Genomic DNA, 23,158 nt, shown 5'->3' with positions numbered 1-23,158 from the left:
ACTCCCTGTCCGACCCCGCCGGACCAACAGTGGGAGGTATGACAAATCCAACCATCACCCTCGCCGACGACCTGACCATCACGCGGATGGGGTTCGGCGCTATGCAGCTGGCCGGACCGGGCGTCTTCGGCCCGCCGAAGGACCGGGATACGGCCCTCGCCGTGTTGCGTGAGGTCGTCGAGCTCGGTATCACCCACATCGACACCAGCGACTTCTACGGCCCGACCGTCGTCAACGAACTGATCAAGGAGGCCCTGTACCCGTACCCGGCGGACCTGCACCTTGTCACCAAGGTGGGGGCCCGCCGGGGTGACGACGCCAGTTGGAACCCGTCGCTCGAGCCGGACGACCTCAAGCGCGCCGTGCACGAGAACCTCGAGCACCTCGGTCTGGATGTTCTCGACGTGGTCAACTTCCGGTCGGCCGCGCGCCTGGGCCACAGCGACGACTCGATCGCCGAGCCGTTCACCGCGCTGGTCGAGCTGCAGCAGGAAGGCCTGATCCGGCATCTCGGCCTGAGCGGCGTCACGGTCGCCCAGATCCGTGAGGCCCAGGCGATCGCCCCGATCGTGACCGTGCAGAACCTCTACAACCTGGTCCAGCGCGACGACGACGACGTGGTCGACTACTGCGCCGAGCACAACATCGCGTTCGCGTCGTTCTTCCCGCTCGGTGGCTTCAGCCCGCTGCAGTCCGAGACCCTGGCCAAGGTCGCCGCTCGCCTCGACGCCACACCGCAGCAGGTCGCGCTCGCCTGGCTCCTGCAGCGATCCTCGACCAGCGTCGTCATTCCCGGCACCTCCTCGATCGCCCACCTCCGCGAAAACACCGCCGCAGCGGAGCTCGTCCTCCCAGCAGACGCCATCGCAGAACTCGACACCATCGGCGACCAGGGGTGAGTTAGATGCCGGCGGTGGGGCCGGCGGAGGTCAGCCACGTGGTGAGCAGGCGGGCGCCGGCTCCGGTGGCACCGGTCGAGTACTCGAAGCGGTCGGACGGGGACTCCGCGATCGACGACAGGTCGAGGTGGGCCCAGGGAAGATCGCCCGTGAACGCCTTCAGGAAGAGGGCGGCGGTGATCGACCCCGGGCCCTTCGAGCTGTTCACGGAGTCGGCGATCGGGGTCGCGATCAGCTCCTCGTACTCGCCCGGCAGCGGCATCCGCCACAGCTCCTCGCCGGAGACGCGACCGGCGTCGGCGAGGTTGTCGGCCAGGGCGTCGTCGGTCGCGAACATTCCGCCGTACAGCATCGATCCGAGCGATACCTTGATCGCGCCGGTCAGCGTGGCGATGTCGACGAGGACGTCGGGCTTGAGCTCCTTGACGGCGTATGCGAGCCCGTCGGCCAGCACCAGCCGGCCCTCGGCGTCGGTGTTCTTCACCTCGGTGGTGCGGCCGCCGTAGTGGCGGATCACGTCATCCGGGCGGAACGCCGTACCCGAAGGCATGTTCTCCGCGGCGCAGATCAGGCCGGTCACCTTGACCTGCGCACCGAGCTCGCGCAGCGCGGCCATGGTCGCGATCACCGAGCCGCCGCCGGTCATGTCGCGCTTCATCGAGACCATGCCCTCGCGCGGCTTGATCGACAGGCCACCGGTGTCGTAGGTGATGCCCTTGCCGACCAGGACGACGTACGGCGTGTCCTTCTTGGCACCCTGCGGCACATAGTCGAGCCGGATGAACCGCGGCGGCCGGGTCGAGCCCTTGCCGACGGCGAGGATGCCGCCGAACCCTTCCGCGGCGAGCTTCTTCTCGTCCCAGACCGTCACCGCGAGGCCGGACTCCGCGGCCAGCTCGGTGGCGCGGGCGGCCAGCCAGGCCGGGTCCTTCTCGTTCGACGGGGTGGTCGCGAGCTGCCGCGCCAGCCAGCCGGTCCGCCCGATCACGACGCCGCGATCCAGGGCTGACTGGCGGGTCGCGTCCGAGCCGTCGGTCAGGGTGAGGCGGGTCAGGATCGGCTTGCCCGGATCGATCGTCTTCAGCGTGTAGGTGAACGAGCCCAGCACGACGCCTTCGGCGAACGCCTGCAGCCCGGCATCATCGATGCCCTCAGCAACAACCGTGGTCAGCTCGTCCTTGCCGCGGCCGAACCGGGCGATCGCCGCACCGGCGTGTCGCAGGTCCTTCGCCGTACCGGCGCCGGCCCCGACCAGCAGGACCTCGGCCACGTCTCCGGTCAGCAGCGGGTACGACGCGGTCGCGCCGGCCGATGGCGTGAAGCCGGTCGCCTGCTGAGCCTCGAGCAATCGGTCGAGATCGACACCGAGGCGTTCACCGGCCTCCTTCGCCACGCCCGGCAGGCCGTCCGCACCGACCACGAACACCCAGGTCGGGGCGCCGTGCACCGGCAGGCCAGGCTGCCAGGCGACGGCCGGAAGAGTCGGGAAGGAGGGGGAACTGCTGCGGCGAGCCACTAGGACGACCTCACTGGTGTGATCAAAGGCTGGTTGTGCCCGGATGCTGGATGTGCGGCGCTGGATGTATTGGACGACGTTCTATTTGCGGGATAACCGTAACGACCCCGGCCGGTGCCGGAAAGGGCACCCACCGGGGTCGAAGTGATGTGGCTGAGGTGCGAAGGCACCCCCGGAGGAGTCGGTCAGCCGACGACTGCCTTGAGCGCGTTGCCGAGCTCGGTGGCTTCGTCGGCATTCAGCTCGACGACGAGCCGACCGCCGCCCTCGAGCGGAACCCGCATCACGATCCCCCGGCCCTCCTTGGTGACCTCGAGCGGACCATCGCCCGTCCGCGGCTTCATCGCCGCCATGCGCGCACCCCTTCCCAGTGTCGGTGTTGAGCGACGACACCGCGCCGGGAACCGTCGCCGGCGCCGTTGCGGTGATGCGCCGTCGGCGCGTATCGCAGTGTGTATCGCACCCCATTATTCCCGATCCCAGGCCAAGGCCGTGCACCATACGGCAGACTCAAGTCTTGTGCACGCCCGTTCAGCCCTTTTCGACCTCTACGGCGACCACCTGCGCGCGCGTGGCGCGCAGGCCCCGGTGGCCGCCCTGGTCCGGCTGCTGGCGCCGCTGCGCGTCCATCCACCGGCGGTCCGCACCGCCGTGTCGCGGATGGTTCGCCAGGGGTGGCTGGAGCCGGTCCGCCTCGATGGCCAACCCGGTTATGCCCTGACGTCCCGGGCGCGTCGCCGCCTCGACGACGCGGCCGCCCGGATCTACCGCACGGCTCCCGACGGGACCCCGGTCGCGAGCGGTGCGGAGGGGTCCGGCGACTGGGACCGGCACTGGCACCTGGGCATCCTCCGCGAGGTCCCGAACGCTCGCCGCCGCGACCAACTCGAGAGCCAACTCGCCTTTCTGGGTTGGGCTCCGCTGTCCGGCGGCGCCTGGGTCGGGCTGCGCAACGACGCCGAGGTCGACCAGATCCTCGGCATGGAAGGGATCGCCGCGGACCGCTTCCGGGCACCGATCGACGACGGCGCGGTCGAGTTCGCCCGCCGGGTCTGGCGACTCGACGAGCTCGGTGCGTCGTACGACGCGTGGCTGATCGAGGCGAAGCGGCTGGTGGACGGCGCCGGGCCTGAATCGACGACCGGCACCTCCGACGAGCAGGCGTTCGCCGTACGGTCCGAGCTCGTGCACGAATGGCGCAAGTTCCTGTTCCGGGATCCCGGGTTGCCGGACGAGTTGCTGCCGGACGACTGGGCCGGCACGCGGGCGGCCGAGTTCTTCGATTTTCACGCCGAACGACTGAGCCCCGCGGCCGGGCGTTTCGTCGACAACTGCCTGACACTGCACTGAAATTCTCACCGACTGTCGAGGAGCTGACCACGATGAGTGACTCTGTTGTCTACACCGTCGCCGAGGGCGTAGGCACCATCACACTGAACCGTCCGGACGCGATGAACGCGCTCGACATCGCCACCAAGGTCCTGCTCCGCGACACGATCCAGGCCGCCGCCGAGGACAGCGCCGTACGCGCTGTGGTCCTGACCGGGACCGGGCGGGCGTTCTGCGTCGGGCAGGACCTGAAGGAACACATCGGACTGCTCGAGGCGAACGACACGGACGCGCTGTGGAGCACGGTGCCGGACCACTACGCGCCGATCGCCCTCGCACTGACCGAGATGCCGAAGCCGGTGATCGCGGCCGTCAACGGGGTCGCGGCCGGAGCGGGCGCGTCGATGGCGTTCGCGAGCGACTTCCGGATCGTCGCGGACACGGCCGGCTTCAACCTCGCCTTCACCGGGATCGCGCTGTCCTGCGACACCGGAATCTCCTGGACCCTCCCCCGCCTGATCGGCCGGGCCAAGGCGCTCGAGCTCCTGTACTTCCCGCGCACGATCCCCGCTGCCGAAGCCCTCGACCTCGGCCTCGCCACCTCGGTCGTCCCCGCCGCCGACCTGGCCGGCACCGCAGCCGAGCTGGCCGCGAAGCTCGCCGCTGGCCCAACAGTCGCGTACGGCGCCGTCCGCCAGTCGGTCAACTACTCGGCCACCCACACACTCGCCGAATCCCTCGCCTTCGAAGCCACCCGCATGCAACTCACCGGCGACACCGCCGACCACCACAACGCCGTCGCCTCCTTCGTAGCCAAACAAAAACCAACCTTCCAAGGCCACTGACCCCGTCCCTCACCAACGACCCGCCTCTCCCACCGGCTCGCACCTCCCTGCCAACAACCTGTCTTCCCCCACTCCGCACTGCGAGCAGAACCGGCTGCCCCCACCACAGGCCAGAGGCCTCAGCGGTGAACTGGGGTTTGTCTTTGCTCTTGTAATCGTTTACGTAAGCGATTACAACGTGGGTGTGAGGAAACTGCTGCTGCCTGTCCTGACCGCCGCCACGCTGGTCGGGAGCTTCGTCGTACCCGGCTCGGCCGCTGCGCCCAGCGACCAGCCTGCCGTCGTCCGGCCCGGGACCATCACCGCCGCGAGCCTGCGATCACCCACGCTCGGCGAGAACATCGACTACAACGTCTACCTGCCGGCCGGATACGCCGAGTCGACCCAGCGGTATCCGGTCCTCTACCTCCTGCACGGGCGCGGCGACTCGATGGCGGCCTGGACGCAGGTGAAGAGCCGCCTCGACGAGCTGATCGGATCCGGCGAGATCCCGCCGACGATCGCGATCATGCCGGACGCGCCGTGGAGCAACCGCGCCGGCTGGTACGTCGACTCGGCGTACACGGGCTCAGATCCGGGCCGGCCGGTGGAGACGGCGTTCTTCCGGGACCTGGTGCCGTCGATCGACGCGGCGTACCGGACGATCGCGGACCGGACCGGGCGGGCGATCGCCGGATACTCGATGGGTGGCGCGGGGGCGTTGCGTTACGCGCTGGCACATCCGGAGGTCTTCGGTGCGTCGATCGTGCTGAGCCCGGCGGTGTACTTCCCGTTGCCACCGGCGGATTCGAGCACCCGGGAATTCGGTGCCTTCGGCAAGGGTAAGGATCCGTTCTCGGAGGCGGCGTACCTGCGGCTGAACTGGCCGGCGGCGCTGAAGTCGTTCGCGGCCAAGAAGTTGCCGTCGCACCTGTACATCGCGGTCGGCGACGACGAGTACAAGAACCCGAAGGCGATCGACGCCACCCACGACCTCGACTTCGAGGCACACATCGTCTTCAACCAGGCGGTCCGGGTGCCGAACCTGACCTCGGAGTTCCGGGTCGTCGACGGCGGACACGACTGGGACGTCTGGGGACCGACGTTCGCCGACGGCGCGAAGTACATCTTCCAGTACCTCGGAAAGCCACCGGCCACGCCGATGCAGGCGACCATCACCGGCACGCCGGGCGACGATCGCGCCGGCGGAATCGCAACTGATGCCTCAGGCAACATTTACCAGGCAATGGCGGTCGCCGGACCACTCGACGGGCAGCCCTACGCCGGCGGCACGGACATCGCACTGACCAAGACCCGGCCGGACGGAACCCGCGAGTGGACCCGCTCACTCGGGACCAGTGCGACAGAACGCCCGTACGGCGTTGCCGTCGACGACTCCGGTCGCGTGGTGGTGACTGGGTACACCGGAGGCGATCTCGACGGGACGCATGCCGGGAATGCTTCTGATGATGGGTTTGTGGCTCAGTTCGATGCTGCGGGCAACCGCCGGTGGCTGACGCAGTTCGGCGTACCCGGGGTTGCTGATCGGAGCTACTCGGTGGCCGTCGACGGATCCGACATCTACGTGGCCGGCTACACGAAGGGCTCGTTGGGTAGCGCGAACCAGGGCGACAAGGACGTGTTCGTTGCTCGGCTCGATGGTGACGGCCGGCTGGTGTGGTTGCGGCAGGTCGGGAGTGCGGGCGAGGACAAGGGGATGGCGATCGCGGTCTCCGACGGTGCCGTGTATCTGGCGGGCATGACGGCGGGTGCGCTTGGTACGTCGGCCGGCGGGATCGACGGGTTTGTCGCGCGCTACTCGACGGCCGGCGAGCCTGCCTGGGTGAGGCAGTTCGGGACGGCCGCGTCCGACGAGGTGTGGGGGCTCGCGGGCGACCCCGCCGGCGGTGTCTATCTGACCGGCTACACCGCGGGCGACTTCTCCGGATCACTCATCGGGGACAAGGACTTCATCGTTGCCCGGGCCGATGCCGACGGCGTACTCACCTGGCGGGACCAGTTCGGTACGACGGGGAACGACAAGGGTGCCGCGGTTGCGGTCGACCCGGCCGGCAACGTGTATGTGGGCGGATTCACGGATGGAGCGTTGGGGACGCCACTGGGGAAGTTCGACGCGGTGCTGACCAAGTACGCCGGCGATCACACCCGGGTCTGGACCCGTCAGTTCGGGACCGCCGACGACGATGCCGCCGATCCCTTCGCGGAGGCCAACCTGTACCTCACAGCGACGCCGACGCGAGCTCACCTGTCGGGCTTGACCGGCACCGACGTCTTTCACACGACCTTCGGCCCGACCGGCGAAAACTCTGCCTCTTAAGGAAAGTCAAGGGTTCGTGGAGGTTTGGTGGGCCCCCCGACCGCGTTCCGGCCGGGCGAGTCACGGCCGGACCAACCACCTGACAGCCGGGGGTGCCCGAAGAACACCTCATCACGTTCTGTGCCCCGAATACAACTCGGTCAGCCGTTTGTCTTCACTCATTTTCGAGATTCTTCAGGGCCGCTTGCAGATGCACATGCAGGCTGCACGTGCAGGCGCCGGATGCAGCTGAAACTCAGCGGGCGATGCAGGTGGAGAGGTGATCGTTGACGATGCCCGTTGCCTGCATCAACGCGTAGGCGGTCGTCGGTCCGACGAAGACGAAGCCCTTCTTTTTCAGGCCTTTCGACATCGCGACGGACTCAGGCGTGGTCGCGGGGACGTCGGCGAAGGTCTTCGGAGCCTTGTGGTCGGACGGCTGGAACGACCAGAGGAACTCGCTGAACTCGCCGTCGCCGAGCTCGAGCATCGCGCGCGCGTTGGAGATCGTCGCGTTGATCTTCAACCGGTTGCGGACGATGCCGGCGTCGGCCATCAAACGTTCGAAATCCGCGTCGCCGAACTTCGCGACCGCCTCGGGATCGAAGTGCGCGAACGCGGTCCGGAAGTTCTCCCGCTTGCGCAGGATCGTGATCCACGACAGCCCCGACTGGAACCCCTCCAACGTCATCCGCTCGAACAACGCGATGTCGTCGCGGATCTCCTTGCCCCACTCGTTGTCGTGGTACGCGATGTACTCCGGCGCCGAGGTCGCCCACCCGCACCGCGCCAACCCGTCCGGCCCGATCACCGTCATCCCGCCACCTCCCGCACCAACCGCCGCAACGAAACCCGCATCATCCACTCGAACCCCACCCGAACCACCGGCCAGACGGCCACCCCGACCCGCCCGAACGGCGGCACAACGTCCTCACCCCAGGTAAACCTGGACCGCCCACCACCAGCAGACCCCGCCGGGCCCCCTGCGGACGTTGCATCTGCGGGAGACCTCGCACCTGCCGGGGACGTGGGATCTGCGGGGGACGTCGCACCTGCGGGGGACGTGGGATCTGGGGTTGAGGTGGGCGTGACTGTGAAGGTTCCCGTGCCGCGGACGACCTTGCCCAGGTGTTTCACCGTGCATTCGCGCGGTGGGTCCCAGTGTGTGATGACCATGTCGTCAGTGAACCCCACGGCACCGACAGAAGTCCGGGCCGCGACCCCACCGCCGACACCGCTGCCGCCGTTCTCGGTCGCCCAGACCCGCGTGAGCAGCATCCACCGCGACTGCCGCTCCCAGTCCATCACGACGTCCCACGCGGCCTGCGGATCCATGTCCAGCTCGATCGACGCCTCCGCGTGACACCTGCCCTCGGAATCCATCACCCGAGTAGATCAGTTGGGCCGACGATAAGCATTCTCACCAGGCGCCGCACTGTGCCGCCCCGGTACGCCGTCCCCCTCGCCATCCCCGGACTCCCCGTTCCCCCCAGCCTCGGCCTGCGCCCCGGCAGGCGGCCAGAACTGCCACCCCTCAACCTCACGCTCCCGCCCAAGCTGCCCACCCATCTGAGGCACCCCCTGCTCCTCCCAAGCCTGCTCTTGCTCCCCCCGAGCCCGCCGCCCCTCCCGAGCCTGCTCCTGCGCAGGCTCCTGCTGAGCCTGCGCATGCTGCACCGGCTCCTCCTGCTCCCAGGCCTGCTGCTGCACCGCCTCCTGCTCCACCGGCTCCTGCTGGGCAGGCTCCCGCTGAGCCTGCGCATGCTGCACCGCCTCCTGCTGCTCCCAGGCCTGCTGCTGCACCGGCTCCTGCTGCACCGGCTCCTGCTGAACCGGCGCATGCTGCACCGGCTCCTGCTGAGCCTGCACATGCTGGACGGGCTCCTGTCGACCAGGAGACTGCTGCTGGTTCTCCGCGGAGTACGCGGCCGGCTCTTGCCGAAACGCCACGGGCGGCTGTGAAGTCCAGTGCTGCTGATCAACAGCTTCCTGCTGGGGTGTGGGCTGCGGGTAGTCGGGTTCTGGTGCTGGTGGTTGTGTGGACGGGTCAGACGGCTGCTGCCACTGCGGGGACGGTGAAGGCAGAACCCACTGCGGTGCAGGCTGCGCCTCGGTCGGCGGCTGCACTGCCATCCCCGGCTGCTGGTCAACCGCGAACTCCTGCGTGGTCTCCTCCACCGACTCCGGCTCCTCCACCCGGAACCGCAACGCAGGCTGCTGCGGCGCGACCTGCGCGGCCGACTCCTCGGCCGACTGCTGGTTCCACGGGAACTGCGGTCCAACAGACTCCGGCGCCAGATACTGCTGCTGGTCCACCGTCGGCTGCTCCACCGCGGACTCCTGCCCGTACGGCTGCTCCGCCGGCTGCCCGCCCCGCGGCTCAACTACCGGAACTGGCTGCGGCTGCTCGACACCAACCTCCGACCCCTCAGCCTCCCGAAACCACGGCTCCGGCTGTCCCTCAGCTTGCTCCGTGTACGGCTCAGCCTCCTGCACAGCAGTCTCCGGCTGCTCCGCGTACAACGGGAGCTGCTGCGCAGCAGGCTCGGGCTGCTGTGCGTACGACGTGGGCTGCTGCGCAGCGGACTCGGGCTGCTACGTGTAGGACGTGGCCTGTTGGGAGAAGGACTCCGGCTGTTGCGGGCCCTGCGCAGTGGGCGCAGTGGGCGCGGGTGGCTCGGGTCGCTCGGTGGGTGCGTCGGGGTGCTGGTCGGGTGTCTCGGGCGGAGGGGGTGGGGTCTGGCGGGAGGGGGTGGGGTGGGTTTGGGCTTCTAGGAGGGCTCGGGCTTCGGCCTGGAGGCGTTCGTACTCGTTTGCTGCCTCTGCGTGGGTGCTTTGGGCGACCTCTTGGGTGTCCGGCTCCTCGTCGGTGGGAGCGGCTCGGAGGGCTGCCAGCTGCTCGGCGGTGACCGGGTCTGCGCCGGTCGAAGGGCCGGAGCGGGCGGGTTCGACAGACGTCGCAGCGGCGTCGGCTGCGGCGTTTGCATGAGGCGTGTCGGCGACAGTCTCAGCGGGCTGCGCACCGGACTGCGGTACCGGCTCGGCACTGGGCTGGGCGACAGGTCCAGCAGCTGGGGCGGGCGGCTCAGGCAGGTCGGCGGCTGGGGCGGGCGGCTCAGACCGGTCGGTGGCTGAGACGGGCGAGGCGTCGGGCTCGGGCACCTCGGCGGTGGCGGCTGAGACGGGCAGCTCGGCGGTTGCGGCTGAGACGGGCGCGGCTGAGGTGGGCGCGGCTGAGGTGGGCGCGTCGGCGGGGTCAGGCTCGGGTAGTGCTGCGGCCTCGGCTGGGTGGGTTGGCGGGGGCTCGGGGAAGTCGCCGCCGACGAGGATGGGTTGTTGGGTGCCGGTGTCGTCGAAGTCTGCCGGGTCGTAGCGGCCTCGGGAGGTGAAGCGGGCTCCGTCGGGTGCCTCGACGATGGGGGCGACGGCGCGTTCGAGGTCGGCGATCCGGCGGTCGCGCTCGGCGACCTCGCGGGCGACGCGTTCGAGGAGCGTGTCGACCTCGTCCATCCGGTATCCGCGCAGCCCGACAGCGAACCGCGCCGTCTCGATGTCGTCGGAGGTGAGCGCTTGCCGCGCGGGGACAGTCATGTCGGGCCGGTCGTCGTACGCCGTACTCATGGCACCCCAACGACCCGAGGCGACCACCGCGACAGCCCCGATCAACACCACCACGATCAACCCGAAGAACCACATCACGGGACCGATCGTGCCATGCCGAGGAAGTCACCTGCACAATCGGAGCCCGATTGCGCGTTCAGCGAAGCGTACGACGCAGGCGCACGGCGGAAGGCGATCGGACGAACTCAGCTCCCGTCCGACCCCAACCGGTGGGCTTCCCGCCGGGCTCGCGCCTCCGGGTTGTCCACCTCGGCGATCTCACGGGCCGCCGTCTCGGCAGCCGACGCGGCCGCCGCGTCCGCCGCCTCGCCCGACTTGATCACGTAGCTGATCGCCTCGTCCACATCGTCGGTGATCGTGAACATCTCCAGGTCCGCCTCGGAGATCTTCCCGTCCGCCAGCATCGTGTCCCGCAGCCACGTGGCCAGCCCGCCCCAGTACGACGTACCGAACAGGACGACCGGGAACGACGTGACCTTCCGCGTCTGCGCCAGCGTGAGCGCCTCGAACAGCTCGTCCAGCGTGCCGAACCCACCCGGCATCACCACGAACCCCTGCGCGTACTTCACGAACATGGTCTTGCGGGTGAAGAAGTACCGGAAGTTCATCCCGATGTCGACCCACTCGTTCAGGCCGTTCTCGAAGGGCAGCTCGATACCCAGCCCGACCGACACGCCGCCGGCCTCGGAGGCGCCCTTGTTCGCCGCCTCCATCACGCCCGGTCCACCGCCGGTGATGACGGCGTACCCGGCCTCGACCAGCTTCCGCCCGGTCGCGACCGCGGCCGCGTACATCGGGTCGTCCGGCTTGGTCCGCGCCGACCCGAACACGCTGATCGCCGGCCCGAGCTCGGCCAACATGCCGAACCCCTCGATGAACTCCGACTGGATCCGCAGGACCCGCCACGGGTCGGTGTGCACCCAGTCCGACGGCCCGCGGCTGTCCAGCAGCCGCTGCTCGGAGGTGGAGTGCTGCACCTGATTGCGCCGCATCACGATCGGCCCACGCTGCTGGCTGATCGGACGGTCGGGGTGGATCGCGGGTTGGTCCATGGCTCCAGGTTAGGACTTGACCGGGAGCCGGCGGCTGTCTACGCGCGGGCCGTCAACCAACTCCTCAACCGCTGTTCACACTGCTCGATCTCCGCCTCCGGCACGAATTCGTCCTGCTTGTGCGCGTACAGCGGGTCTCCCGGCCCGTAGTTCACCGCCGGTACGCCGAGCAAAGTGAACCGGGCCACATCCGTCCATCCGAACTTCGGCTGCGGCTCGCCCCCGACCACCTGCAGGAACGCCGCCGCGGCCGGACGCTCCAGCCCGGGGAGCCCACCGGGCGCGGAGTCCGTCACGACCACGTCGTACCCCTCGAACACCTCGCGCAGGTGCGCCTCCGCCTCGGCCTCCGACCGGCTCGGCGCGAACCGGTAGTTCACCTCGACCGTGCACAGATCCGGTACGACGTTCCCGGCGACGCCACCACGGATAGCGACCGCGTTCAGCCCCTCGCGGTACTCGAGTCCGTCGATCGGCACCCGCCGAGGCTCGTACGCCGAGAGTCGCGCGAGCACGTCGCCCGCGGCGTGGATCGCGTTCGACCCCATCCACGAGCGCGCCGAGTGCGCCCGCTCGCCACGGGTGGTGACCTCGATCCGCATGGTCCCCTGACAGCCGGCCTCGACCACCGCGTTCGACGGCTCCATCACGACCGCGAACACGCCCTCAAGCAGCTCAGGATTGGACTGCGTCAGCTTGAACAGCCCGTTCCGCTCGGACTCGACCTCTTCGCAGTCGTAGAACACGTACGTGATGTCGCGGTTCGGCTCGGACAGAGTCGCCGCCAACCGCAGCCCGACCGCGACGCCGCCCTTCATGTCGCAAGCACCGAGCCCGTGGATCACACCGTCCGCGCGGCGGGCCGGGAGGTTGTCGTTCAGCGGGACGGTGTCCAGATGACCCGCGATGACGATCCGCTCGTGCCGGCCGAGGTCTGTGCGCGCGACGACCGTGTTCCCGTGCCGGAAGACCTTCAGATGCGCGTACGCCGACAGCGCAGCCTCGACCGCGTCGGCAAGCGTCTCCTCGGTCCCGCTGACCGAGGAGATGTTGACCAGCGCCTCCGTCAGGTCAGGTCCGGACACGGTCAGGTCGAGCTTGCTCATCAGGCGTCCTCCGCCGGCGGTAGGAATACACAGAATTCGTTGCCCTCGGGATCGGCGCAGACGTGCCAGCCGATCTCGTCGTCCTTGGGCCGCAGCAGTGTCGCACCCGCATCGAGCACCGGCTGCAGCGCGGGCGCGGTGACGTCCCAGTGGATCCGATTCTTGACCGTCTTCGGCTCGGGCACCGGCACAAAGACCCAGTACGGGAACGGCAGGCCCGGCACGTTCTCCAACCACCGGTACGGCGCGCCCGGCCGACTGGACACCGTGCCGCCGACCACCTCCGACCACCAGCGCACCTGTGCCTCCGGATCGACGGAGTCGACCACGAGCTCCATGAGCCGGTACGCCGCAACCGTCTCGCGCACGAATCCGCAGAACTCACCGCCCTCCGGATCCTCCATCACGGTCCACTTCTGCTCGTCCGTCGCGGGCGATTGCACGGTGGCTCCCGCGCGTTCCAGGTCGGCGATCGCGCCGGTGTGTACGTCGAGGTGGACCCGCTGCTTCACAGTTGGCGGCTCGTCGACCTTGTTGATCCAGATGGTCTTCTCCGGCACGTCCCCGACCAGCACGTGCGGGTGGTCGGCCGGCGAGGTCAGACCCAGCGTGCTCCCCCAGAACGCCGTCATCGCGCTCGGGCACGTCACGTCCACACACAAGTCCTTAAACCGCGCGACCGTCATAACACCAAGGCTATAGCCGACCACCGCCGGTTAATCCGAGAGCGGGCACCCGAGCGAACAGGTGACCAAACTTCTAGGGTGGGCTCGTGACCGACCTCCGCAGCAGGCTGCGCGCAGTTCCGACGCTGACCGGGACCCCGCCGTCGTGGGATCCCGAGCAGGCCCCCGAATCCCCGCAACCGCTCTTCGTCGACTGGTTGTTGTATGCCGTCGACCACCAGGTCCCCGAGCCGTGTGCTGCGACGCTGTCCACAGTGCGCGCCGACGGCCGACCGAACGGCCGAGTACTCATCCTGAAGGACCTCACCGCGGACGGCTGGCAGTTCGCGTCCTCCGCGACCAGTCGGAAGGGCGAGGAGCTTGCGGCCTCGCCGTACGCCGCTCTGACGTTCTACTGGATCCCACTGGGTCGGCAGGTCCGCGTACTGGGGACAGTCGAGCCCGCCGATCCGGAAGAGTCGGCGCGGGACTTCCTGGCGCGTCCGGTGCCAGCGAAGGCCGAGGCGTTGGCCGGGCGGCAGAGCGACGTACTGGATGACCCTGCTGACATCGATGCCGCGGTAGCTGAGCAGACCGCGCGGCTGACCGATGAGCCCGGGCTGGTTGCGAAGAACTGGACGCTCTACACGCTGCGTCCCGACGAGGTGGAGTTCTGGCAGGCCGATTCGGACCGTCGGCACCTGCGGCTGCGCTACCACCTGGACACCCCCGATCACTGGACCAAGGAGCGACTGTGGCCCTGACCGACGTCAAGACCATCGCTGCCGAGCTGATCAGCCTGGTGGCAGACATTGACGACCAGACGGCTCGAGCCGACTCAGGACTCCCTGGCTGGTCCCGCGGTCACGTGATGACCCACATCGCCAACTTCTCCGAAGCCATGACCCGTCAGGTCGAGGAGGCCCTCCAAGGCGGCCTGGTCGAGGTGTACGACGGAGGCCGCCCGGCCCGCGACGCCGCCATCGAAGCCGGTGCCGACCGCCCCGCCGCCGAGCTCAGCTCCCACCTGACCCAGGCCGTCACCACACTGCTCGCGTCGTGGGAGAAGGTCAGCCCCACCGACTGGCCCCTCCCGATCCTGCATCGCAACAGCAACCTCTCCGCCGGGCTCCAAGCCACCTGGCGCGAGCTGACGATCCACACTGCAGACCTCAACCTCGGCTACACCCCAGCCGACTGGTCCCCGGACTTCTGCCGGCACCTGCTCGACTTCCTCACGCCACGCACACCGGACGGCATCCACCTGATCCTGGAACCGACCGACAGCACCAGGTGGGAGACCGGATCCGGTGAAGAACGAGTCCTCACCGGCACTCTCACCGATCTCACCGCCTGGTACGCCGGTCGCACCCCTCCCAACCCGATCCACGGCCAGGCCCCCGATCTCCTGTCCTGGCCGTGAACACACTCATCCGACGGTGAAGTCGTCCACCTGGATCCACGTGTCGACATTCGGCGCGTTGAAGCCGGCGTAGACCGTCAGCTCATGGACGCCCGCAGGGACAGTGACCGTGACCTCGTGGTGGACGTAGCCCGTGGACGCTCCGAACGTGGTTGAGGCCAAGTCCGCCGTACCGGATCGCACTCCGAACCGGCCCTGGTTCGCCGGGAGGCCGGCGGACGCGTTCACCCAGGCGCCGAAGGTGTACGTGGCGCCTGGCGTGACGGGCACGGTCTGGTAGAGGTCGCTGAAACCGGTGCAGGTACACCGGATCCACCCGTTGTTGGCACCGGAGTGCGCAAAACCGAGTCCTCGGTCGACACCGTTGGCCGCGACCCCCTCGAACTGCCAGGCAGGCTTACCGCCACCCGTCCCCTCGAAACCACCGTCAGCCAACTGGGCGACGTACCGAACCGCCACCTCGGCGACTGTGCTGTACGAGCGCGTCCCACCAGGCAGTCCGATCACCCGCACGCCGTCTGCCGTCACAGCCGGGAACGTGAGTGTGTACGTCGTATTCGCGCCGGCCGACGCATCACCCGGGTACGCCGGTGACACCGTCTGCGAACCCACCTCAACCCATGCACCGTCCTGGCGAACCTGTACGCGCGGACGCCCGGTGAAGAAGCCGCCCTCCGCCGACACCGCCCCGGACGTGAACTCGACCCGGTTCACCTTGTGCTTGGTGGGCCAGGTGTAGCCCCACCACGACGCGCCCTTGACCTCGTCGTCGAAGTCGCTCTCGCTCCCGGTCGCCGCACCGTCGTCCATCAGGGCAAGGCTGCCCGATTGTGTCGACTTGGAGATCGCCACCGCGCCAGAAGCCGGCGCCGCGAGGTTGTCAGCGCCCGGCAGGTTGTCGGCGGGTGCGTTCGACGACGGCGTCAGGACGAGCTTGCGCAGGTTGAAGTTGTAGACCGACGTCCCGATCCCTCCCCCACCGCACGGACACACGTTCGCCTGCAGGTACATCGTCTTGCCGTCCGGCTGGATGAACTTCGAGGGGATCGTCACGCCGTACCCGCCGTACTTCGAGGTCGACCACGGATACCCGCCGAAGTCCTGGCTCAGGAAGTGCTTCCACGGCCCCCACGGTGTCGGCGACTCGTAGAACTCGAAGGTGTACTCGGTCCAGGACGTGTAGACATATCGCTTCTGCTGCGGGAGGTAGGTGACTCCGCCCTGGCTGATCACGCTGAGGTTCGACGCGTTCGTCCCGTACGTCTGGGCGTACAGCCGACGTGTGTCCGTCAGCACAGGCTTCTTGTCGCGCACCCGAGACGACCAGCCCGAGCCGGTGTAGAACTTCCATGCGCCGCGATCCTGCACCTTGTTGTTCGGCACCCGAGCGAGGAAGACGCTCTGCGGATCCGCGACCGTGTCGTCGAACGAGTCCCGCCAGTTCCCGTCCAGCCCGTAGGCATAGACGTAACCGTCGGGCGCCAGTGCACCACCACGACCGAAGTCCGCGAACCAGATCGTCGTGAACACATGGTCGGAGAACATCGGCTTGCGCTTGTCCCACGTCCAGGTCCGGCCATGATCGGTCGACTTCAGAATCGTCGCCGCCGGTACGTCGTTGAAGTCCAGCGCGAGATCTTGTACGGCCAGGTACAGCGTGTCCCCGACACACACCATCCCGGTCGGCTTGCGGTTGTAGCCGGCGCCACTCCAGACCGACCCGACGCTGCGCGCGATCGTTGCCCCGGACAACTTCCCGGGCGTGTTCCCGCTGATCTCGCTGACCGCGATGTCGGCGAAGTCCTGGTCCAGGCTGAATCCCTTGCCGTCGCCGTTGGCGGCGTACAGCTTGTCGTTGCCGGCCCAGCAGGACGGCCAGAGGTCGCCGTCGCTCGGGCTCGGCGTGCCCGTGGTCGCGACCTGGACCGTGCCGACCGGGGTGGTCGACGGGACCGGCGGCGAGGAATGGTTCAGGAACGACGCCGCACCGAAGATCAGCGGAAGTACGGCAAGCAAAGCCCCACGCTTCATAGCACCTCTCTTGAGTGAGTCCGGTCCTACTTGAGACCGGTCGTCTTCATCGCGTCGACCAGGCGGCGCTGGCCGGCGACGAAGACCACGACCGTCGGGACGGCCGCGATCACGGCAGCCGCGAGGATGAGGTTCCAGGCCGAGGCGTACTGCCCCTGCATGCCGGACACGCCGAGCTGGATCACCCGCAGGTCCGGGTTCCGGGTGATGGTGAGCGGCCAGAGGAACGCGTTCCAGTTGGCCAGGAAGAACAGCACCGACAGCGACGCGAGCACCGGGCGACTGAGCGGGAGGATGACACTCCAGTACCGCCGCCAGTAGCCGCAGCCGTCCAGGTCGGCCGCTTCCTCCAGCTCGCGCGGGATGTTCAGGTAGTACTGGCGGAGCAGGAAGATGCCGAAGGCATGGAAAATACTCGGCACGATCAGCCCGGCGTAGCTGTCCAGCAGCCCGAGCTGCTTGGCTACCAGGAACAGCGGCACCAGGATCACCGGCAGTGAGACCAGCAGCGTCGACATGATCCCCGAGAAGATGATGCCGCGGCCGGGGAACCGCAACCGGGCCAGCGCGTACGCCGCCATCGAATGGAAGAACAACGCGATCACCGTGACCGAGACGGCCACGATCGCGGAGTTCAGCATGAACCGCGGCAACGGGATCTTCAGCAACACGTACTGCAGGTTGTCCAGCGTCCACGTCGACGGCCACCCGAAGTTGAAGACGTCCTCGGCCGGCTTCAACGCGCTGATCAGGATCCACACCAACGGCGCGACCGCGACGATGGCCAGGACGTGAGCGAGGATCGGGAAGAACGCCCTAGTCTTCATCGAAGCGACCTCCGCGGGTGAAGGCGAACATCAGACCGGTCAGGATCACGAGCAGTGCGACGACCACGGTGGTCAGGGCGGCGGCGTACCCCATGTTGTTGAAGGTGAACGCCTGCTCGTAGATGTAGAGCACAACCGTGCTGGTCGCGCGGGCCGGACCACCCTTGGTGAGCACGTAGACGAGGTCGAACGCCTGCAGGCCGGTGACCGCACCGATCGTCGAGTTCACCACGACGAAGAAACTGGTTGGTCGCAGCAACGGCCAGATCACGTACCTGAATCGTTGCCAGGAGCCCGCACCATCGATCTCCGCGGCATCCTCGAGCTCCTTCGGCACATCCTTCAGGCCGGCCAGGAAGACCAGCATCTGATAGCCCATCAGGAACCAGACGCTGATCACCACATAGGTGCCGAGGGCAAGAGACGGCGTACCGAGGAACGACACGTCGCTCAGGCCGAACGGCGCCAGCAGTTTCGACAACGCACCCCGCTTGTCGACCAGGAGGAACTGCCAGATCAGTCCGACCACGACCAGGCTGACCACGTTCGGCAGGAAGAACGCCGACCGGACCCAGCCGATGCCCTTGAAGTGGTTGCGGACCAGCATCGCCAGCGCGAAACTCACCACGAAGGCGATCGGCACGAACGCGACCACGTACGTCGCGGTCACCTTGAGCGAAGCCCAGAGTTGGTCGTCACCGGCCATCAGCCGGTAGTTGTCGACGCCGACGTACTGATAGTTGCCGAAGCCATCGACCTTGAAGAACGCGACGCCGAACGCGAGCACCATCGGCAGCGCGACGAAGATGATCAGGCCGATCGTGTCCGGCGCGAGGAAGGCGTACGCCGCCAGCGCCTCGCGCCGCTTCCTGGTCATCCCCGCCTTGGGCTTGGCCCGGGAGCGAGCCATCGGCTTGGACGGTGGGGCTGTCGTGGTCACCATCAGCTGATCGGTGCGCCCTGGTAGGTCTTCAGGAACGTGTCGATCTTGGCGGCCGCATCAGCCGCCGCCTTGCCCGGATCGGTCCCGTTCAGCTGGCAGGCCTGGATCGCGTCCGCGATCGGCTGGTACACCTCCGGTGGGAACCGCGGCTCCGGCTTGCCGGTCGGCGCGATCTCGCCGACGAACTTCTTCAGCACACCCTCGCCGAACGCGCCCTTCGCGTCGGCCGCGGCCTGGACGGACTTGCGGGGCGGCACGTTGGTCTTCACGACCGTGTTCCACTGCCGTTGCCGTTCGATGCCCGCGGCATCGGTCGAGCCGAGTGCCCAGGTGATGAACTTCGCGGCCGCCTCGGGATTCTTGCCCTTGGAATTGGCCACGAAGGCCCAGCCACCCAGGTCGGTGGCCGGCTTGCCGCCGTCCGGGGTCGGGTGCGGAATGATCCCGTACTTGACGTTCTTCGCCTTCGACCGCAGGTCTGCGACCGCCCAGATCCCGCTCTGCTGCATCGCGGCCGCACCGGACCCGAGGTTGGACACGACGTCACCGCCGCCGTCACCGAGCGCCTTGCGCGGAGCGACCTTGTGCTTGATCGTGTCCTGCCAGAACTTGAGTGCCTGGACTGCGGCCGATGAGTCGAACGCGACCTTGCCGTCCTTGATCGGCGAACCGTCGCCCTGCCAGAGGAACGGATACCAGGTGAAGTTCTGGTAGTAGCCCGGCGTCGTCTCGAACATCACGCCGTACCGGTCCTTGCCGGTCAGCTTCGCCGCGATCGCGAGCGTCTGGTCCCAGGTCGTCGGCAGGTCGGCCTCCGACAGGCCCGCCTTCTCGAACGCGGGCTCGCTGTAGTACATCGCGAGCGGCTCGATCTCCATCGGGAGGCCGTACACCTTGCCGTCCACGCTGCGGGCCTCGAGCAGGCCCGGGAGGTAGTCGGCCTTCGCGTCCGCGGACAGCACCGGACCGAGGTCCTGCAGGACACCGCCGTTGTAGTAGCGGAGGAAGTCACCCGGACTGATCAGGAAGATGTCCGGGCCTTGGCCGGACTGGAACGCGGTCTGCAGCGTGCTCCCGTTCAGGTAGTCCTTGCCGGGGATGTAGCGCAGCTTGACCTTGACGTCGTTGTTCTTGTTCCACTCGTCGACCGTCGACACGAACCACTTGCTCTGCGGTCCTTGGTCGTCGGACGGCCCGTAGAAGTTCCAGAACGACATCTCCTTGCCGTCACCGCCGGACGAGTCGCCACCGCAGGCCGACAGCAGCGGGACGCCGGCGGTGGACACGGCGAGGGTGCCGAGGCCGCCGCGAAGAACGGAGCGGCGGCTGAGTTTTCGGGCAGGGGAGGGTAATGCGGCCATCGGAGTGCTCCAGGGGTGTGGTCGAGCGGGCAGTTCTCACGGCTCAGCGGGCAAGAAAAGGGGCAATCGATTTCTCGCAATGTACGAGCGAGGTCGTGGCCGGTCAAGAGTTGAGCCGCCGCCGATGTGGTGACGGGGACGAGTTCTTGACTGCAGGCAAGGGTTTCGCCGCTGATTTCAGCCGTTGACACCGCCGTACGGGACTGCCTACTCTGCGTCTACTTCCTGGAAATCGATTTCTGACCAATCCTCAGCTGAGAGGCGCCGGGATGCCAGTTGTGCCGAACCGTGCGATCGCCCACCGCACGGCCGACGAGCTGCCCAAGGACCTGGTGGCGCGCGGATTAGAGGCGGCGCGCCACGCGATCGAGACCGAGGCCGCGGCCGTGTCGGCCCTGGCCGATCGACTCGACGGCGTTTTCCTGGAGGTTCTGACCGCGGTCGCTCGCTGCGAAGGTCATCTGGTGGTGACCGGGTTGGGCAAGTCGGGACTGGTCGGCCGCAAGATCGCCGCCACCTTGGCGAGTACAGGTACGCCGGCCACCTTCATCCACTCCAGCGACGCCCTCCACGGAGACTCTGGTGCGGTCACGGCTCACGATCTTGTCCTGGCACTGTCCGCATCCGGTGAGACCGCGGAGGTGTGTGCGTTCGCGCGGATGCTGAGGGATCGCGAGATCCCGGTGATCGCGATGACGGGCAGCGAGCACTCCACGCTGGCCGGGTTGGCGACATACACACTGGACACGATGGTTCTGCGGGAGGCGGATCCGCTGAACCTCGCGCCGACCGCGTCGACGACGGCCTCGCTGGCGATGGGTGACGCGCTGGCGTGTGCGCTCGTCGTACTGCGGGAGTTCAGTCATCACGACTTCGCGCGGTTCCATCCGTCCGGTGCCTTGGGCAAGCGTCTGCTGGGAGACGAGGCATGAGCCGGTACGATGTGTGTGTACTGGGATCGTTTATGAAGGACCTGGTGGCCTCGGCGGAGCGCCGGCCGTTGCCGGGAGAGACCTTGCACGGCACGGGATTCGCGGAGTTCCTCGGTGGCAAGGGCGTGAACCAGGCGATCGCGGCCGCGCGGATGGGCGCGCGAACGGCGATCGTCGGGACCATCGGCGCGGACCGATACGGCGAGGAGTTCCTGGAGTTACTCGCATCCGACGGGGTCGACACGTCGTGGGTCGTCCGGCATCCGTCCTTGGGCACCGGAGTCGGACTGCCGCTCGTGCTGCCGGACGGCGGGAACTCGATCATCATCGTCTCCCGGGCGAACGCGGCGATCACGCCCGCCGACGTCGAGGCGGCGGCGGAGGTTCTCACTGCGAGCAAGGTCCTCAGCGTGCAACTGGAGCTCCCGGTCGAGGCGAGTCATACCGCCCTGCGACTCGCCTCGGACGCGGGCGTGACGACGATCCTGACCCCAGCGCCGGTCCGCGGGGTCGACTCGACGGTGGCGTCGTACGTCGACATCCTGGTCCCGAACGAGATCGAGGCGGCCGCGCTGACCGGACTCGACTGCGACGACTCGACCCAGGTGCCGGTGATCGCCCGCCGGCTCGCCGACTCGTGGGACCTGCGGGGGTGTGTGGTCACGCTCGGGGCGCGTGGTGCGTTCGTCGTCGACCGGGCGACCGAGGTCGAGGTCTGGGTCGATGCTCACGCGGTCGCGACGGTCGACACGGTCGGCGCGGGTGACGCGTTCTGCGGTTCGCTCGCCGCGTCCCTCGCCTCGGGCGCGGGTTTGGTGGACGCGGTTCGACTGGCGAACGCCGCCGGCGCCCTGTCGACAACCGTCAACGGCGCCGCCGACTCGGCCCCGGCTCGAGCCGCGGCCCTCGCGCTGCTGGACGGCACTGTCGTGGACGGCGCGGCCTTCAGCCTGGGCTCACAGTCGCCGTGAGATCCTTTGCTCTGGATCGGGGTTAGAGTGCGATCCAGACGACCAACGGACCTCCAGCGGGGAGCGGGCATGACCACGATCTACGACGTCGCGCGTAGGTCAGGTGTGTCGCCGGCGACCGTCTCGCGGGTGCTGAGCGGCCGTCGCAACGTCGATCCGGAGCTGTCCGAGAAGGTCCGCGCCGCGGTGGCCGAGCTCGGCTACCGTCCGAACGGCGTTGCCCGCAACCTGCGCAAGTCCAGTACGAACCTGTGGGCCGTGGTCATCTCCGACATCGAGAACCCGTTCTTCACCTCGCTCGTGCGCGGACTCGAGGATGTCGCCCAGACCGAGGGTTACCACGTTGTCCTGTGCAACTCCGATGAGGATCCGGCGAAGGAGGCGGCGTACGCGTCCGCTGTTCTGACCGACCAGATGGCCGGGGTCGTCATCTCCCCGACGAGTACAGCCGAGGGCGTGCAGCTGCTCGCGGAGGCGAAGCTCCCGATGGTGCTCATCGACCGTCGGGTCGAGGGCGTCGAGGCCGACACCGTGCTGGTCGACAACGAGCATGGTGCGCACGAGGGCGTCAAGCACTTGATCGATGGCGGCTACCGGCGGATTGCCTGCATCACCGGGCCGCGCAAGGTCAGTACGGCGATGGACCGGCTGGCCGGTTACCGATCAGCGCTGCGGGCCGGCGGGCTCCGCTACGACAAGGACCTGGTCCGGCACGCCGACTTCCGCGAAGCCGGCGGGTACGCCGCGATGGAGAGCCTGCTCGCGCTGCCCGAACCGCCCGAGGCGCTGTTCGCCACCAACAACCTGATGACGGTCGGCGCACTGGAATGCCTTGCCAAGAAGGGCCTCCGGGCACCCGACGACATCGCCGTCGTCGGCTTCGACGACATCCCGTGGGCGGACCTGGTCGTTCCCAGCCTCACCACCGTCGCCCAGCCGACCTACGAGCTCGGCCGGACCGCCGGCCTCCTCCTCAAAGACCGAACCGCCTCCCCCGGCCGCCCGCCCTCCACAGTCACCCTCCGCACCGAACTCCACATCCGAGCCACCTCAGCCCCCCGAGCCACGTAGCAACACAGGGTGACCTTCGGAGCCGGTATTTTCCGAGGCGTGAGCAACGAGCGGATAGAGCAGGTTCAGGCGGTACTCGACGGCGTCCTCGGGATGACCGCTCCGCCGCACGACCTGCTGGCCGCTGCCCAGCGTGGGATCGACAAGATCGACCAGATCGCTTCGACCGCCCCGGAGGTAGCCGAGGAGATCGAGTTGCTGGATCTCTGCGAGCCACTGGAGCAGCTGGTCGAGGAGCTCCAGGACGTCATCGGCGAAGCATCCTGAGAC

General features: G+C 68.1%; 23 protein-coding genes. 10 read left to right on the top strand and 13 right to left on the bottom strand.

Features of this window, described 5'->3' with window-relative positions; translation table 11 throughout:
• Window positions 1-38 precede the first annotated feature (38 nt).
• Complete coding sequence (locus ACWF4Z_RS24430) at window positions 39-899, top strand: oxidoreductase (protein WP_452245448.1); 861 nt, start codon at window positions 39-41, stop codon at window positions 897-899.
• 1 nt (window position 900) lies between these two features.
• On the opposite strand, the gene ACWF4Z_RS24425 is transcribed toward ACWF4Z_RS24430, so the two are convergent.
• A complete protein-coding gene (locus tag ACWF4Z_RS24425) occupies window positions 901-2,415 on the bottom strand; it encodes a leucyl aminopeptidase family protein (RefSeq protein ID WP_452245447.1) in 1,515 nt (504 codons plus the stop codon).
• Window positions 2,416-2,600: 185 nt separating this feature from the next.
• Entirely contained in the window at window positions 2,601-2,768 is a 168-nt protein-coding gene (locus ACWF4Z_RS24420; protein ID WP_012923066.1) for a DUF3117 domain-containing protein, read from the bottom strand.
• A 166-nt stretch (window positions 2,769-2,934) separates the two neighbouring features.
• Here ACWF4Z_RS24420 and ACWF4Z_RS24415 point away from each other — a divergent pair, with 166 nt between their 5' ends.
• The 3 genes from ACWF4Z_RS24415 to ACWF4Z_RS24405 all read left to right on the top strand — a co-directional run bounded on the left by ACWF4Z_RS24415 (window position 2,935) and on the right by ACWF4Z_RS24405 (window position 6,906).
• Complete coding sequence (locus ACWF4Z_RS24415; protein WP_452245446.1) at window positions 2,935-3,765, top strand: PaaX family transcriptional regulator; 831 nt, start codon at window positions 2,935-2,937, stop codon at window positions 3,763-3,765.
• Between the two features lie 32 nt (window positions 3,766-3,797).
• Window positions 3,798-4,589: an enoyl-CoA hydratase/isomerase family protein gene (locus ACWF4Z_RS24410; protein WP_452245445.1), complete on the top strand. Its 792-nt coding sequence runs from the start codon at window positions 3,798-3,800 to the stop codon at window positions 4,587-4,589.
• A gap of 184 nt (window positions 4,590-4,773) precedes the next feature.
• Entirely contained in the window at window positions 4,774-6,906 is a 2,133-nt protein-coding gene (locus tag ACWF4Z_RS24405; RefSeq protein WP_452245444.1) for an alpha/beta hydrolase-fold protein, read from the top strand.
• Window positions 6,907-7,141: 235 nt separating this feature from the next.
• On the opposite strand, the gene ACWF4Z_RS24400 is transcribed toward ACWF4Z_RS24405, so the two are convergent.
• The 7 genes from ACWF4Z_RS24400 to ACWF4Z_RS24370 form a co-directional block, all read right to left on the bottom strand.
• Window positions 7,142-7,702: a DNA-3-methyladenine glycosylase I gene (locus ACWF4Z_RS24400; RefSeq protein ID WP_452245443.1), complete on the bottom strand. Its 561-nt coding sequence runs from the start codon at window positions 7,700-7,702 to the stop codon at window positions 7,142-7,144.
• Window positions 7,699-8,190: a hypothetical protein gene (locus ACWF4Z_RS24395; protein ID WP_452245590.1), complete on the bottom strand. Its 492-nt coding sequence runs from the start codon at window positions 8,188-8,190 to the stop codon at window positions 7,699-7,701. Before ACWF4Z_RS24395 ends, ACWF4Z_RS24400 begins: the two co-directional genes overlap by 4 nt.
• 90 nt (window positions 8,191-8,280) lie before the next feature.
• Complete coding sequence (locus ACWF4Z_RS24390; protein WP_452245442.1) at window positions 8,281-9,381, bottom strand: hypothetical protein; 1,101 nt, start codon at window positions 9,379-9,381, stop codon at window positions 8,281-8,283.
• Between the two features lie 99 nt (window positions 9,382-9,480).
• Window positions 9,481-10,581, bottom strand: a complete 1,101-nt coding sequence (locus ACWF4Z_RS24385; protein ID WP_452245589.1) for a DivIVA domain-containing protein — start codon at window positions 10,579-10,581, stop codon at window positions 9,481-9,483.
• Window positions 10,582-10,691: 110 nt separating this feature from the next.
• Window positions 10,692-11,558, bottom strand: a complete 867-nt coding sequence (locus tag ACWF4Z_RS24380) for an LOG family protein (protein WP_452245441.1) — start codon at window positions 11,556-11,558, stop codon at window positions 10,692-10,694.
• A 38-nt stretch (window positions 11,559-11,596) separates the two neighbouring features.
• Complete coding sequence (gene dapE / locus ACWF4Z_RS24375) at window positions 11,597-12,664, bottom strand: succinyl-diaminopimelate desuccinylase (RefSeq protein ID WP_452245440.1); 1,068 nt, start codon at window positions 12,662-12,664, stop codon at window positions 11,597-11,599.
• Window positions 12,664-13,320 carry a VOC family protein gene (locus ACWF4Z_RS24370; RefSeq protein ID WP_452245439.1) on the bottom strand — a complete coding sequence of 219 codons (657 nt, stop codon included), beginning with the start codon at window positions 13,318-13,320 and terminating at the stop codon, window positions 12,664-12,666. Before ACWF4Z_RS24370 ends, dapE begins: the two co-directional genes overlap by 1 nt.
• Window positions 13,321-13,436: 116 nt before the next feature.
• Between ACWF4Z_RS24370 and ACWF4Z_RS24365 the strand changes: the two genes are divergently transcribed.
• On the top strand, window positions 13,437-14,093 hold the full coding sequence (locus ACWF4Z_RS24365) for a pyridoxine/pyridoxamine 5'-phosphate oxidase (protein ID WP_452245438.1): 657 nt from the start codon (window positions 13,437-13,439) through the stop codon (window positions 14,091-14,093).
• Window positions 14,084-14,752 carry a maleylpyruvate isomerase family mycothiol-dependent enzyme gene (locus tag ACWF4Z_RS24360; protein ID WP_452245437.1) on the top strand — a complete coding sequence of 223 codons (669 nt, stop codon included), beginning with the start codon at window positions 14,084-14,086 and terminating at the stop codon, window positions 14,750-14,752. The genes ACWF4Z_RS24365 and ACWF4Z_RS24360 overlap by 10 nt, the downstream gene beginning before the upstream one ends.
• Before the next feature lie 6 nt (window positions 14,753-14,758).
• Here the strand turns inward: ACWF4Z_RS24360 and ACWF4Z_RS24355 are convergent, their stop codons facing one another.
• Genes ACWF4Z_RS24355 through ACWF4Z_RS24340 form a run of 4 tightly spaced genes read right to left on the bottom strand, consistent with a single transcriptional unit; the run spans window position 14,759 to window position 19,914 of the window.
• Window positions 14,759-16,783: a DUF4185 domain-containing protein gene (locus ACWF4Z_RS24355; protein WP_452245436.1), complete on the bottom strand. Its 2,025-nt coding sequence runs from the start codon at window positions 16,781-16,783 to the stop codon at window positions 14,759-14,761.
• A gap of 26 nt (window positions 16,784-16,809) precedes the next feature.
• Window positions 16,810-17,610: a carbohydrate ABC transporter permease gene (locus tag ACWF4Z_RS24350; protein ID WP_452245435.1), complete on the bottom strand. Its 801-nt coding sequence runs from the start codon at window positions 17,608-17,610 to the stop codon at window positions 16,810-16,812.
• Window positions 17,600-18,553 (bottom strand): carbohydrate ABC transporter permease, encoded by a 954-nt coding sequence (locus ACWF4Z_RS24345; RefSeq protein ID WP_452245434.1) that lies wholly within the window; start codon window positions 18,551-18,553, stop codon window positions 17,600-17,602. Before ACWF4Z_RS24345 ends, ACWF4Z_RS24350 begins: the two co-directional genes overlap by 11 nt.
• Window positions 18,553-19,914: an ABC transporter substrate-binding protein gene (locus ACWF4Z_RS24340; RefSeq protein WP_452245433.1), complete on the bottom strand. Its 1,362-nt coding sequence runs from the start codon at window positions 19,912-19,914 to the stop codon at window positions 18,553-18,555. The genes ACWF4Z_RS24345 and ACWF4Z_RS24340 overlap by 1 nt, the downstream gene beginning before the upstream one ends.
• A 269-nt stretch (window positions 19,915-20,183) precedes the next feature.
• On the opposite strand from ACWF4Z_RS24340, the gene ACWF4Z_RS24335 reads away from it, so the two are divergent.
• The 4 genes from ACWF4Z_RS24335 to ACWF4Z_RS24320 all read left to right on the top strand — a co-directional run bounded on the left by ACWF4Z_RS24335 (window position 20,184) and on the right by ACWF4Z_RS24320 (window position 23,155).
• Window positions 20,184-20,846: a KpsF/GutQ family sugar-phosphate isomerase gene (locus ACWF4Z_RS24335; RefSeq protein WP_452245432.1), complete on the top strand. Its 663-nt coding sequence runs from the start codon at window positions 20,184-20,186 to the stop codon at window positions 20,844-20,846.
• The gene (locus ACWF4Z_RS24330; protein ID WP_452245431.1) at window positions 20,843-21,817 is read left to right on the top strand and encodes a ribokinase; all 975 of its coding nucleotides are present in this window, start codon (window positions 20,843-20,845) and stop codon (window positions 21,815-21,817) included. Before ACWF4Z_RS24335 ends, ACWF4Z_RS24330 begins: the two co-directional genes overlap by 4 nt.
• A gap of 69 nt (window positions 21,818-21,886) precedes the next feature.
• Window positions 21,887-22,888, top strand: a complete 1,002-nt coding sequence (locus ACWF4Z_RS24325) for a LacI family DNA-binding transcriptional regulator (protein ID WP_452245430.1) — start codon at window positions 21,887-21,889, stop codon at window positions 22,886-22,888.
• A 39-nt stretch (window positions 22,889-22,927) separates the two neighbouring features.
• Entirely contained in the window at window positions 22,928-23,155 is a 228-nt protein-coding gene (locus tag ACWF4Z_RS24320) for a hypothetical protein (protein ID WP_452245429.1), read from the top strand.
• Window positions 23,156-23,158 lie beyond the last annotated feature (3 nt).

This window comes from Kribbella sp. NPDC055071, assembly GCF_053608045.1.
Note: the sequence above shows the minus strand (reverse complement) of the source record. Positions and strands in the feature narration are given on the sequence as shown.